This is a genomic window from Pseudoalteromonas sp. SR45-1, from assembly GCF_014163655.1.
Classification (GTDB): Bacteria; Pseudomonadota; Gammaproteobacteria; order Enterobacterales; family Alteromonadaceae; genus Pseudoalteromonas; species Pseudoalteromonas distincta.
Map to the genome: position 1 here is coordinate 175,806 of NZ_JACJDR010000001.1, position 13,055 is coordinate 188,860.

General features: G+C 38.8%; 9 protein-coding genes. 6 read left to right on the forward strand and 3 right to left on the reverse strand.

The features are described 5' to 3' along the window. Positions 1-405 precede the first annotated feature (405 nt). Together H5089_RS00825 and H5089_RS00830 are read right to left on the reverse strand one after the other, a co-directional pair. Positions 406-1,551 carry an MFS transporter gene (locus H5089_RS00825; RefSeq protein WP_182711242.1) on the reverse strand — a complete coding sequence of 382 codons (1,146 nt, stop codon included), beginning with the start codon at positions 1,549-1,551 and terminating at the stop codon, positions 406-408. A 24-nt stretch (positions 1,552-1,575) separates the two neighbouring features. Next, the gene (locus H5089_RS00830; protein WP_182695935.1) at positions 1,576-2,748 is read right to left on the reverse strand and encodes an MFS transporter; all 1,173 of its coding nucleotides are present in this window, start codon (positions 2,746-2,748) and stop codon (positions 1,576-1,578) included. 108 nt (positions 2,749-2,856) lie between these two features. Here H5089_RS00830 and H5089_RS00835 point away from each other — a divergent pair, with 108 nt between their 5' ends. Continuing rightward, on the forward strand, positions 2,857-3,768 hold the full coding sequence (locus H5089_RS00835) for a LysR family transcriptional regulator (protein ID WP_182711243.1): 912 nt from the start codon (positions 2,857-2,859) through the stop codon (positions 3,766-3,768). Between the two features lie 89 nt (positions 3,769-3,857). Here the strand turns inward: H5089_RS00835 and H5089_RS00840 are convergent, their stop codons facing one another. After that, positions 3,858-5,066 carry a porin gene (locus H5089_RS00840; RefSeq protein ID WP_182694135.1) on the reverse strand — a complete coding sequence of 403 codons (1,209 nt, stop codon included), beginning with the start codon at positions 5,064-5,066 and terminating at the stop codon, positions 3,858-3,860. Positions 5,067-5,703: 637 nt separating this feature from the next. On the opposite strand from H5089_RS00840, the gene H5089_RS00845 reads away from it, so the two are divergent. The 5 genes from H5089_RS00845 to H5089_RS00865 all read left to right on the forward strand — a co-directional run bounded on the left by H5089_RS00845 (position 5,704) and on the right by H5089_RS00865 (position 12,994). Next, the gene (locus tag H5089_RS00845; RefSeq protein ID WP_138490010.1) at positions 5,704-7,293 is read left to right on the forward strand and encodes an ABC-F family ATPase; all 1,590 of its coding nucleotides are present in this window, start codon (positions 5,704-5,706) and stop codon (positions 7,291-7,293) included. 151 nt (positions 7,294-7,444) lie between these two features. Further along, positions 7,445-7,927 (forward strand): 5-(carboxyamino)imidazole ribonucleotide mutase, encoded by a 483-nt coding sequence (purE, locus tag H5089_RS00850; protein ID WP_002962540.1) that lies wholly within the window; start codon positions 7,445-7,447, stop codon positions 7,925-7,927. A gap of 2 nt (positions 7,928-7,929) precedes the next feature. Further along, positions 7,930-9,081 (forward strand): 5-(carboxyamino)imidazole ribonucleotide synthase, encoded by a 1,152-nt coding sequence (locus H5089_RS00855; RefSeq protein WP_182711244.1) that lies wholly within the window; start codon positions 7,930-7,932, stop codon positions 9,079-9,081. Between the two features lie 112 nt (positions 9,082-9,193). Further along, the gene (locus tag H5089_RS00860) at positions 9,194-10,357 is read left to right on the forward strand and encodes an endonuclease/exonuclease/phosphatase family protein (protein WP_182711245.1); all 1,164 of its coding nucleotides are present in this window, start codon (positions 9,194-9,196) and stop codon (positions 10,355-10,357) included. A gap of 132 nt (positions 10,358-10,489) precedes the next feature. After that, on the forward strand, positions 10,490-12,994 hold the full coding sequence (locus tag H5089_RS00865) for a prolyl oligopeptidase family serine peptidase (RefSeq protein WP_182711246.1): 2,505 nt from the start codon (positions 10,490-10,492) through the stop codon (positions 12,992-12,994). Positions 12,995-13,055: the final 61 nt, after the last annotated feature.

The following is a 13,055-nucleotide window of genomic DNA, read 5'->3' on the forward strand; positions in this document are numbered from 1 at the left end:
AGCACTTTACTTAGTTTAATGTTATTAACGACTTACAAAGGGAGTTGTTTTAATTTATTTTTACACAGTGCGTAGGTGTTGAGTTAGAATACAGGCAGTACCTATGAGCATATATCACACCTATTTGTTACTGCTTTTAATTAGCCTTACGCCTTTGTGATCAGCAATAATCAGTGCAAGCACTTTGCAATTTCAATATAGTTTCACCATCTTTATATACTCTTAATGCAATTAATATAAGTTAGCTGGTGGCTTTACAGAAAGAACACATCATACTAAATGTTATTATAATGCTAAACTTAGCAATAGAGTCAAATTAGAAATAGTAATCAGGGAAGTAGTGCAAATAGTAAAGTGGGAAGTTTAGATAAAAAAAGAGCATTTATAAAAATGCTCTTTTGTAAGTTACGACTGCTTTGCTTTGGTCGGTTTAAAAAATAATACCAGTGCAATTATAAATGCTGAAACGCTACAAATTATAAATACGTTTTTCTCACCACCAGGTATATATTCCATAAATGAGGTAAAAAACTGACCCGAGAATACAGCCATCGTAAAGTACGATAAGTTACGGCCGCGTACTTTCACATCGCTGAGCTCTACCGTCATATGGTTTAAAAGCGGAATACTAAAACCAAATCCTATACCTATTAATATTGCGCCTAAAATTAAAGGTCGGGTGCTTACTTGTGTAAAACAAATATACGATAAACTAAACGCTAAAAAGGCAAATGCCAAAACCTTGGGCTCACCAAGCTTCTTTGTTATTTTAGGCATAAAGCCTGCAGTAACTACAGCCACTAAAGATATAAATGCGAGTAGTTGGCCTATTTGTGATTCGTCAAAGTTTTCCTCGTTCATTACGATGGGCAGTAACACAGTAGACGTAAAAAATATGGTCATCGCGAGTGTTGAAATTACATAAACGCTTTTTAACGTGAGGCCATTATTAGCTTTGTGGTGTAGATGTTCTGACACTTCATCGTTATTACTAGCCACTGAGTTTTTATTTGGCACAAACAATAAAAGCATAGCCAAAAATACCCACGCTATTAAATAAAGTGAAAATGGCAGCGCCCAAAATTGCGAGGCTAATAATCCACCTAAAAATAAAAATATAACACCGCCTAACTCTATCGCCATACCTTGTTTTGCAATCATGCCAAGGCGTGCTTCGCCTGTGTACCAATCAGAAATTAAAACCGTACAACTTGCCATAACCACTGCCGTTATACCGCCGAGTAAAAATCGATTAGCAAATACAAGCGTTGGGCCTTTTAAAAAGTAAGCACTGGCACCTTCAACCCCATATAAAAATAACCCAATTACTAAAAGTTTATAAGCGCCGTATTTATCAATTAATTTTCCTGCGAAGGGCGCAAACACCACAGCTCCTAACGATGGCAACGTAATTAAAAGTACGGTGTTATCGGTTATACCTAATCCTTGTGAAATACTTACTAAACCTGGCGCAAGTAGGGTTCCCACCATAATAGTTAAGCTGGCAATACACAGTAATGTAAAGCTACCCGCTGTTTTCAATGTATTCATTTTTACTCCTTAAGTTTTAAGCGATTACTTTTTAGCAAATGAATTAAAAATGCCACTTAGCAAAATAAATATAATGCTTACAGCAACAACGCCAGGCCATTGATAAAGTGCAAATGCCTTAACACCAACCATTGAGCCAACAGCGCCTCCAATGTAATAACCCAGCATGTAAATTCCATTTATGCGACTTTGCGCAGTGGGTTCAATACTAAAAACACGCACTTGGTTAGCCACTTGCGCACTAAATATGGCAAAGTCGATTAAAATAATACCAATAACCAACGACGCTAAACTGCCATTAAACAAACCTGTAATAGCAAAGCCGATTGCCGCAAGCGTAAGTGCAATCATAATTAGAGCTTTAGACCCTAGTTTGCTGACCCATTTACCCGATGACTTAGCGCCTATTACGCCAGCCAATGCTATTACACCAAATAAACCAGCTTGTTGAGCGTTGTAGTTAAATGGCTCATCACTAACATAAATTGCAAGTGTTGCCCAAAGCACATTAAATGATGCAAACCAAAATGCGCCCGAAAGTGTAAAATGCTGCAGTGATTTATGTTTAATAAACAACGCCAACGTACTTTTAATGAGAGGCCAATAACGCAAATTAGTGTGTGGCTTATTGCTAGGTAAAAACACGCGCAGTAATATACCAAATAATGCTGCGAGTACTGCCGACATTAAAAATACACTTCGCCAACCAAATTGCTCACCTACAAATCCACTTAACGTTCTTGAAAGTAAAATACCGATAGTTAAGCCCATCATTAATGTGCCTAACGTGGCACCTTTTTGCTCGCTCGATACAAGCGATGCTGCAAAGGGTATTAATTGCTGGGTTATATTGGCGCTTACACCAATTAAAAATACCGATATAAGTAATAAAGGTAAGTTAGGTGCAAGCATTGCTGCACTACAAGCCACTACTAATAAGCTCGACAAAATAGTAATTAAACGCCTGCGAGCAATCGAGTCACCCAAAGGAGAAATAAATGATAACGCAAACGCGTAACCAATTTGTGTAAGCGCGGGAATACTCCCAAGCTGTGAATCAGTTAAATTAAATTCGTTCGCTATAAGCGGTAAAATAGGCTGGTTGTAGTATAAGTTTGCTGCTGTTGCGGCAATTGCAGTGGTCATTAGTAATAAAATAAATCGACTTAATGACTGATTTTGTTTGGGTTTGGTCATAGCTGTCTAGTGTTGTTAACTCATGCCGCTATGGTATGAGTTCTTCACCTATAACAAAAATGATATTATTTTATAGAATCTATACAAAAAATGTATTTAAGGTGCGTAATGGATATTAAAACATTAAAAAGTTTTGTCAGCGTGGCTAAGCATCAGAGTTTTTCAGAAGCGGCCAAAGAGCTACACACCGTGCAACCTGCAATAAGTAGGCATATTGCACAGCTCGAAAGCGAGCTTGATGTTGTGCTGTTTATAAGAAATTCACGCGATGTTGCAATAACTCAAGCGGGTGAGCAGCTATTAAAAGATGCACGCGCTATTTTGGCTCTAGCTGACAAAGCTAAAACTCAGGTTAAACGTGCCCACAACGGGCAGGTAGGTACACTTAATATTGCGCACTTAAGCTCGGCATGTTTAGCCTTTATGGCAGCACTGGTTCGAGAATACAAACAGCAATACCCAAGCGTGCACGTTACATTGTTTGAAATGACCGCAACTGAGCAGATACATGCGTTTAAAAATGATTTAATTGATGTGGGTTTTTCACGGCCTTTACCTGATTCGATTAATGATGAATTTGTAAGTCATACTATTTATGTAGATTCATTAGTGGCCATAGTTAATCAAAACCATGCGCTGGCAAATTATAAAAACATTGATTTAGTTAAACTAAAAAATGAGCCATTTATCATTTTTAATAGAGAGGAAGCACTTGGTCTTTTTGATGAAACCATTTTGCAATGCAAACAAGCTCGTTTTTCACCGAACATTATTAGCCAACCTCGACATATGCAAACATTAGTTACCGAAGTGGCTGCAGGCCTTGGTGTGGCAATTGCGCCTTATTGCGTACGTAAATTGTATAGTAAAGGGTGCCATTTTATAAAATTGAGCGATGTATTTACGCAAATTCCGGTGCTATTACAATTTAAAAAAGCAGATACCAATGCGGCTGTTAATGCATTTGTTGAAATAGCCTTAAATGTAAAACCAAGTATTAAAAAAAGTATGGCGGAATAAAAAAGCCCAATTAAAAAAGTCAAAAGGGCTAAAAGGGTTGTGCTTAGGGAAGTTGTAGTCGTTTTTAAACTTATATTTAGAGCTTATATTTAGAACTTATATCTAAAACCAAATGCTATACCGTCGTCTTCCGACTGCTCCATTTGTGCTTGTTGATCGTCGTTATCACTTTCGAAGTCACTAAAGTCCTTACGCGCTTCTATGTAGGCAATAGTAGCTTCGTCAATTAGGTAATGAAGGCCAATAACAGCAAACTGACGCTTAAATACATCGTTAGGATCGGCGTTAAAGTTTGGCTGAATTACGTAATCATCACCGGCATCAAACACGTTGTAGGCAATAAAAGGGCGAAAATCGTTATCAAAGCGGTAAGATGCAAATGTTTCTACACCGATTGCGTCTTTAATTAAGCGACCGATGTTATCTGTGTCGTGGTTTTTGTTTTTATTTACGTTGGCTGCAACGTATAGGCCGGGCTCATCAATGTTGCCCCACATAATACCTGCACCATAAATTAAATCTTCAACATTGCGAGTAGAACCATCGCCAAACGTTAAATCAAACTCACCACGGTTAACACCTGCTGTAAGTGTTAGCATGTCAGTTGGGGTATAAGTTACAGACGCACCAAATGTGTAATTAAATTCAACTTCTTGGGCTGCACTATCGCCAGAGTTCCAAAGTGCTTCACATTCTTCTTCTGAAATGTCGGTGACGTCACAGGTATAAAATTCGCTGTTTTTAAGCTGCGCTTGTACTGCAAAACTAAAATCGTTATAGCTATTGCGGTACTGCACTAATTTATCTCCACGGCCAGTGCCATTAACAGCGCCATCGTCTTTGTTATAGGTGTAAACACCAGCCGCATTGCCATCCCATACAAAGCTATTATTTGTGCCGTAAACTACGTCGTACCATGCACCCCATTGTTTACCAATGGTAAGTTGGCCATATTTTTCGTGCGAAAGCCCTGCGTAACCTAAACGGTTGTATAAAAACTCATCCTGGATAGACTCAAAACGATTGTTATAAATAATATCGCTGCTGCCAACAGGGTTTACACCCCATTCTACGAGTGCGAGTGCGGTCCAGTCTTTCTTAAGCTTTCGGGTAAATCCAAAGTTAATGCGCGAGGTACCGTTAACAACTTCGGTTTCGTTTTGTGTATTAATTACACGCACATCAAGATATCCACCAACTTCAACAGTATTTTTGTCATCTTTGTATAATTCAACTGCCGAAACAGCGGGTGCGAATACAATACTTGCGCTAATAAGCGTCGCTAATTTTTTGCTCATCTTGTGTGTTGCCCTGTGTAAATTGGTCAATTTTTTACGTAGGTAAAAATTCAGATTCGAAGACTAACAAAGCAATAAACGGCTCAAAAGTGAAAAATACTCAATAAAATTAATCGTTAAACTTAACGGATATTCACTAAAGGTTAATTTTGTTTTTCAGGTGTTGCAAAAGTTTATGTTTTTAATGATTTGATAGGTAAATAGGATGAGAAATTAACGATGTATAAAAATTGTAATTTGAATTAATTTCATCTTGGTTAAAAAGTAGTAACTAGTGTAAAAGCTCTAAAAGTACTTTATTTTCATAAATATAACTTTTTATTATTATAGGGTGAACAAAAATGAGTTAAGTAGACACACAAATACGTTAAAAGTGTTTTTACTCTAATTTGTATCGTAATTTCTAATCTCTTATGCCCGTTTATAAAACATACTTTATGGATTTTAATAAGAATAAGCTGAATAAAAATTAACGAAACCATTAAATCTAATCCGTTATTTTTACTACTAACTACATAGCCATAATAAATGGCTAAAACGCAGTGGTTTGCTTTTAAACTTTCATAGAAAAACAGGCCATTTTGGTTTAAACTGCGCGCAATTTAAATACATCATTACTCCTTTGGAGGGTAGCGCTATTATTAGTACAGCTAATGTCACCATGCAATTTGGTGCTAAACCATTATTTGAAAATATCTCAGCAAAATTTGGCGATGGTAACCGTTACGGTTTAATCGGTGCAAATGGTTGTGGTAAATCAACATTTATGAAAATTTTAAGTGGTGAGCTCGAAGCGTCTGCAGGTAATGTAAGTACTGATCCTAACGAACGCGTTGCTAAACTTAACCAAGATCAGTTTGCCTACGAAGAATACTCAGTAATCGATACCGTGATTATGGGCCACAAAGAGTTGTGGGAAATTAAACAAGAACGAGACCGTATTTACTCTTTACCTGAAATGAGTGAAGAAGACGGTATGAAAGTAGCCGATCTTGAAACTGAATTTGCTGAAATGGATGGTTACTCTGCAGAATCTAAAGCAGGTGAGCTTTTATTAGGTGTAGGTATTGGCACTGACCAACACTTTGGCCCAATGTCAGAAATTGCACCGGGTTTTAAGCTGCGCGTGCTACTTGCACAGGTATTATTTTCAGACCCAGACATTATGCTACTTGATGAGCCTACTAATAACTTGGATATTTACACCATCAAGTGGTTAGAAGACGTGTTAAATCAGCGCGACTGTACCATGATAATCATCTCGCATGACCGTCACTTTTTAAACTCTGTGTGTACACACATGGCCGACATTGACTACGGCGAGCTTCGTATTTACCCAGGTAATTATGACGAATACATGTTTGCAGCAACGCAAGCACGTGAGCAATTACTTAACGAAAACGCGAAAAAGAAAAACCAAATTGCTGAACTTCAACAGTTTGTATCTCGTTTCTCTGCTAATGCATCTAAAGCTAAGCAAGCAACATCGCGTGCTAAACGTATCGACAAAATCCAATTAGACGAAGTTAAAGCATCTTCACGCCAAACGCCGTTTATCCGTTTTGATCAAGAAAAGCAGTTATTCAGAAACGCACTTGAAATGACAAACTTAACACAAGGTTTTGACGACAATACGTTGTTTTCTGGACTTGAAGGTTTAGTAGAAGTTGGCGAACGTATTGCTATTATTGGTGAAAATGGTGTTGGTAAAACAACATTACTTAATACATTAGCAGGGCGCCTAGCACCTAAAGCTGGTGAGTTTAAGTTCTCAGAAAACGCGAATATTGGTTACTACGCGCAAGATCACGCTGATGAGTTTGCCACCGACATGAACTTGTTTCAGTGGATGGAGCAATGGCAACAAGAAGGCGACGACGAGCAAGTGGTTCGTAGCTTCTTAGGCCGTATGTTATTCTCTCAAAACGATATTAAAAAATCAGTTAAAGTAATTTCAGGTGGTGAGCAAGGCCGCATGTTGTTTGGTAAAATTATGATGCATAAGCCAAACATATTGTTAATGGATGAGCCAACTAACCACATGGATATGGAATCAATTGAAGCGCTTAACTTAGCCCTTGAAGCTTACGAGGGTACATTGATGTTTGTTTCCCACGACCGTCAGTTTGTATCATCGGTTGCAACCCGTATTTGGGAAATTAAAGACGGTAAAGTTATCGACTTTAGAGGCAACTACGCCGAATACTTAGCGAGTAAAGAAGCTTAATTAGCTATTTACCCGTTAACTCTAAAAAGCCATGTTTAAACATGGCTTTTTTTGTTTTTGTGAGTCGCAATTAAACTTGGTTTGGGTATAATACCCGCCTAAAACCGGACATAAGTCCGCTATTTTTAAAATACATTACTGAGGAGTATTTATGACTGTTGGCATTATTATGGGTTCAAAATCAGATTGGCCAACCATGGAACATGCAGCACTTATGCTAGAGCATTTTGGCATTAAGTACGAAACCAAAGTCGTGTCTGCACACCGCACTCCTCAATTACTTGCTGATTACGCAAGTTCAGCCGCAGAACGTGGTATTAAAGTTATTATTGCTGGTGCTGGCGGCGCAGCGCATTTACCTGGTATGGCGGCTGCTTTTACGTCGCTTCCTGTACTTGGTGTACCTGTAAAATCAAAAGCATTAAATGGTGTTGATTCACTTTTATCTATTTGCCAAATGCCTAAAGGCGTTGCAGTAGGTACGCTTGCAATTGGTGAGCCGGGCGCAGCAAACGCGGGTTTATTAGCTGCACAAATTTTAGGATGTCAAAATCCAGAAATTTTTGCAAAAATTGAAGCGTTTCGTAAAGCTCAAACCGACACTATATTAGCTAATCCAAACCCTGCAGAGTAATAATGAATATTTTAATATTAGGTGCAGGGCAACTTGCACGTATGATGAGCCTTGCAGGAGCGCCGCTTAATTTAAACGTTGTTGCGTACGATGTAGGCAGTAAACAAATTATGCACCCGCTAACCGGTGAGGTTTATAACACGTCGCTTGAGCAAGCAATATCAAACGCTGATGCCATTACTGCCGAGTTTGAGCACATTCCTGATGATGTTTTAACCCTTTGCTGTAACAGTAATAAGTTTTACCCAGGTAAAGCCGCTATTAAAACCGGTGGCGATCGCTCGCTTGAAAAGGCATTGCTTGATAAAACAAACGTAACTTGTGCGCCGTACCAATTAATTACTGAAAAAGCGCATTTAGAACTTGCCGTTAAAACTCTAGGTAAACCACTTGTAATTAAAACATGCCAAGCGGGTTACGACGGAAAAGGCCAATGGCGTTTAAAATCGGATGATCAAATAGACGAGATTTGGTCACAAATGGCTGATTTTATTGCATCGGGCACCGAGCTTGCGCCACATACGATTATTGCTGAAAAAATGATTCCGTTTGATCGTGAAGTATCTATTATTGGTGCGCGCGACAAACACGGTAATGTTGCTATTTATCCGCTAACAGAAAACGAGCACACAAATGGTGTATTAACGCTTTCTATTGCCGGTAAAAATAATCAAAGTGTTGAAGCTCAAGCAAACGATGCATTTACAAAAATAGCAAACGAGCTTAACTACGTTGGCGTATTAGCAATTGAGTTTTTTGATGTAAGAGGCACGTTACTCGTTAACGAAATTGCACCGCGCGTACATAACTCTGGCCACTGGACGCAACAAGGTTGCCATTGCTCGCAGTTTGAAAACCACATGCGTGCTGTTGCAGGCTTACCGCTTGGTAATACAGAGCTTAAACACATTACCGCGATGATAAACGTATTAGGCCAACCAAGTATTCCAAGTGAAGTATTAAAAACGGTTGATGTAACGAGCCATTGGTACGGTAAAACAGCTAAGCCAGGTCGTAAAATGGGCCATATTAATGTATCAGCTGTTAATATGAGTGAGCTTGCGGACAAACTTGGTGAACTTACAGAGTACCTACCAGAGCAAGATTATCCTGGTATTTTAAAAGCAGCTGCCAATTTAGTGCTCAGTGAATAGTTATCATACCTTTATATAAATACCGGCTTAAGCCGGTATTTTTTTGTCATAAAAATGGGCTTTGAATATGTAATACTGTTAAAGTCTAATTTTAAATTTGTGAAGTAAAACAATGAAACTAAAAACAATATCTGGCGTGCTAGCCATTACTGCATTATTTAGCTTAAATACATTTGCATCGGAATCTCTTCGTGTTGCAACTTTTAATGTAAGTATGGATGCAACTAATCACACGCCTAAAGGTGAGCAAGTTAAAAGTGATGCTTTAGTTAATGCACTTAAAGCTAACCACCAGCAAATTAAGAACATAGCGGAAATTATTCAGCGTGTTCGCCCTGATATTATTTTACTTAACGAATTTGATTACATCCCAAAAGAGCAAGGCATTGAATACTTTAATCAGCATTATTTAAATGTAGGTCAGCAAAAACAAGCCGCTATTAACTACCCTTACTCTTATATTGCACCAGTAAATACAGGCCTAGCTACCGAGTTTGATTTAGATAACGATGGCAATAAAAATGGCGTGATGGGCGATGCACAAGGCTTTGGCTTTTTTGAAGGGCATTATGGTATGGCTATTTTGTCAAAATACCCAATTAATTTTGATAAAGTAAGAACCCTTCAAACCTTTAAATATAAAGACATGCCAAATGCACAAATGCCTGTGATGCCTAAAACAGGTGAACACTGGTATAACGCACAAGAATGGCAAGCACTTAGACTCAGTTCTAAATCGTTTTGGGATTTACCTATCAGCATAAATGATAAAACAATTCATGTTATTGCATCTCACCCAACACCGCCTGTATTTGACGGTGAAGAGGATAGAAACGGCAAGCGTAACCACGATGAAGTAAGATTAATTGCCGATTACGTTTCAAATGCTAAGTATATTTATGACGATAAAGGCGAAAAGGGCGGTTTAAAAGTTCACTCTCGTTTTGTTATTTTAGGCGATTTAAATGCAGCCCCTGAGGGAGACAAAGCCCGTACAAATACCACCGACCAATTACTTAAAAACCCACTTATCAACGCAAGCTTTGTTCCAAAAAGCGAAGGTGCTAAAGAGCAGTATGATGTGCCATATGCACAAAATTACAGTGCTAATTGGCAAGCCCGTGTTGATTACGTTTTACCATCAAACTATGGTTTAAAAATTAAGGACGGTGGTGTGTTTTGGCCTACTAAAATGAGTAGTGAGTATCGCTTAATTAAAGATAGAAACGCATCGAGCGATCACCGCATGGTTTGGCTTGATTTGGTAATTGAATAACGCCTGTTAACAAGAGAAGCGCTAGTAAACTGAGCTTTACCCTGTTTAATGGCTATTTATCTTAAAAAATTGCAATAACTTAAGTGCTTCTGCTTAAATACGGTTTAATTATAATAACCGTATAGAAGCACTATGATTTTTAATTTTTCTTCATCTAAAACGTTAGTGGCCTTAGCTGTTGCCTCAAGTGTTATGCTTGCAGGTTGTAGCGCTACCGCTAATACCTCTTCAACACAGCAAAGTGCTTTACCAGCAACTAAAATTGCTGCGGTTGTAAACACGCCAGCAGATATCGGCTCACAAAAAATAACGCTAGAACAAGCAATGGCCGATCCGGATTGGATGGGTAATCAGCCAGAGGGTGCTTACTGGGCGAGCGATTCGTCTACTATTATTTATGCTCAAAAAGAGCAGGGTAATACACTACGCGATTTATTTAGCCAATCGGTTACTAGCCAAACAGCAGAGCAAGTAGCTCTTAATAAACTTCATACTGTGGGTTCAAATAAAGCCGTTTATTCTAAAAATAAAACAATGGCGGCCTACACATTTAAAGGCAATGTATTTGTTAAAAACCTAAAAACCGGCCAACTTAAACAAATTACAGCTACATCAGCGGGCGAGTCAAAGCCACAATTTTTAAATAATGGCGATTTAGTTTACCGCCAAGGCAATGTATTTTTTAAAGTTGATTTAAAAACAGGCTTAACGAGCGAGCTTGCTAACTTAAAACTTGCTGATGAGCCAAAAGGTATTGAAGAGCCAAGCACGTATATTGCTAAAGAGCAGCATAAATTGATTAAATTTGTGGCGCTTCAACAAAAAAATAAAAAAGATAAGCAAGCACGCAGTGAGCAAATTAATGAAAAAAACGATTCAATTGCTAACACAGCTTATTACTTAGGCGAAGGAAATACCGTTGCAGAAGCGCAGCTTTCGCCAAATGGTGATGCGCTGTTAGTCGTTGTACAAAAGCAAACAGACTGGCGTGGTGATGGCGATATTATGCCTAACTACATTACAAATGACGCCACTATAGAACCTAAAAAAGCACGCCGCCGTGTAGCCGACGCTAAAGAAGAAACCTCAAAGCTTGTCTACATCAATTTAACTAACAAAGAGCAAACATCACTTAGCTTTAATACCTTACCGGGCTTTGACGAAGATGTTTTAGCCGCAGTTAAAAAAGAAAATTATGCACGTGATGGTAAAACATATAAGTCTAAAAAGGCACCTCGTGGTATTAACCTTATTATGGACTGGGGTTTTGAGCAAAGCCCAATAGTATGGAACGATGACGGCTCGCAAGTGGCTATCATGCTCGAAGCATGGGACAACAAAGACCGTTGGCTTGCTACTGTAGATTTTAAAAACAACAAACTTGTGTCGCAACATCGCCTGCATGACGACGCATGGATTGCTTATGCGTTTAACGACTTTGGGTGGTTACATAACTCGAACACGCTTTATTACCTATCGGAAGAGTCGGGTTACAGCCAGCTTTATAAAAAACCAGTTAATGGTAGTGCAACCGCGCTAACACAAGGCCAATTTGAGGTTTCTAACTTAACGCTTACAAGTGACGACAGCGCAATTTATTATAAAGCGAATGTTGAACACCCAGGTCTGTACGAAATTTACCGCGTTAACCCGCAAACTGGTAAGAGTGAGCAAGTTACTGACTTAAACGGCATGACCGATTACACGTTGAGCCCAGATGAAACTAAGTTACTCCTTAAGCACTCTACAATTACGATGCCTAATGAGCTTTATGTAGCTGACGCACAAGCCAATACAAAAGCAACGCGATTAACTCATACAGTGTCGGATGAGTTTTTAGCTAAAAAGCTAACTGCACCTAAAATTGTTGCTGTGCCATCGAGCCATACCGAACAACCAATATACGCAAAAGTGTACTACCCAGCTGATTACGTTGAAGGTGAAGTAGGTAAAAATCGCAAAGCAGTTATTTTTAACCACGGCGCGGGTTACTTACAAAACTCACATATGGGATTTTCGGTTTATTTTCGTGAATTTATGTTTCATTCATTGCTCGCTGATGAAGGTTACATAGTAATGGATATGGATTACCGCGCATCTAAAGGTTACGGGCGTGATTGGCGCACCGCAATTTATCGTCAAATGGGAACGCCTGAAACACAAGATTTAGCCGATGGCGTTAAATGGATGGCGCAAAATGCCAACGTTGATACCAAAGCAGTCGGCACTTATGGTGGCTCTTACGGCGGCTTTATGACCTTTATGGCATTGTTTACCGCGCCTGAGTTGTTTCAATCGGGTGCGGCACTTAGACCTGTTACCGATTGGGCACATTACAATACAGGTTATACAGCTAATATATTAAACCATCCTGATGTTGACCCGATTGCGTATGAGCGCAGCTCGCCAATTTATTACGCTGAGGGCTTAAACAAACGTTTATTAATTAATGCCCCAATGGTTGACGATAACGTGTTTTTTCAAGACTCAGTGCGTTTAGTACAGCGCTTAATAGAGCTTGAAAAACAAAACTTTGAAACAGCTATATTCCCTGTTGAACCGCATGGCTTTGTACAGCCTTCAAGCTGGTTAGACGAATACCGCCGTATTCATAAATTATTTAAAGAAACGCTTTAAGCTTTAATTATAAAAACAAAAACGCCGCATTGGTTTAGTTAACTAATGCGGCGTTTTTATT

Coding starts and splice junctions, on each gene's coding strand:
- H5089_RS00825 (WP_182711242.1), bottom strand. CDS start 1,551: ATGAATACATTGAAAACAGCGGGTAGCTTTACATTACTGTGTATTGCC.
- H5089_RS00830 (WP_182695935.1), bottom strand. CDS start 2,748: ATGACCAAACCCAAACAAAATCAGTCATTAAGTCGATTTATTTTATTA.
- H5089_RS00835 (WP_182711243.1), top strand. CDS start 2,857: ATGGATATTAAAACATTAAAAAGTTTTGTCAGCGTGGCTAAGCATCAG.
- H5089_RS00840 (WP_182694135.1), bottom strand. CDS start 5,066: ATGAGCAAAAAATTAGCGACGCTTATTAGCGCAAGTATTGTATTCGCA.
- purE (WP_002962540.1), top strand. CDS start 7,445: ATGACTGTTGGCATTATTATGGGTTCAAAATCAGATTGGCCAACCATG.
- H5089_RS00855 (WP_182711244.1), top strand. CDS start 7,930: ATGAATATTTTAATATTAGGTGCAGGGCAACTTGCACGTATGATGAGC.
- H5089_RS00860 (WP_182711245.1), top strand. CDS start 9,194: ATGAAACTAAAAACAATATCTGGCGTGCTAGCCATTACTGCATTATTT.
- H5089_RS00865 (WP_182711246.1), top strand. CDS start 10,490: ATGATTTTTAATTTTTCTTCATCTAAAACGTTAGTGGCCTTAGCTGTT.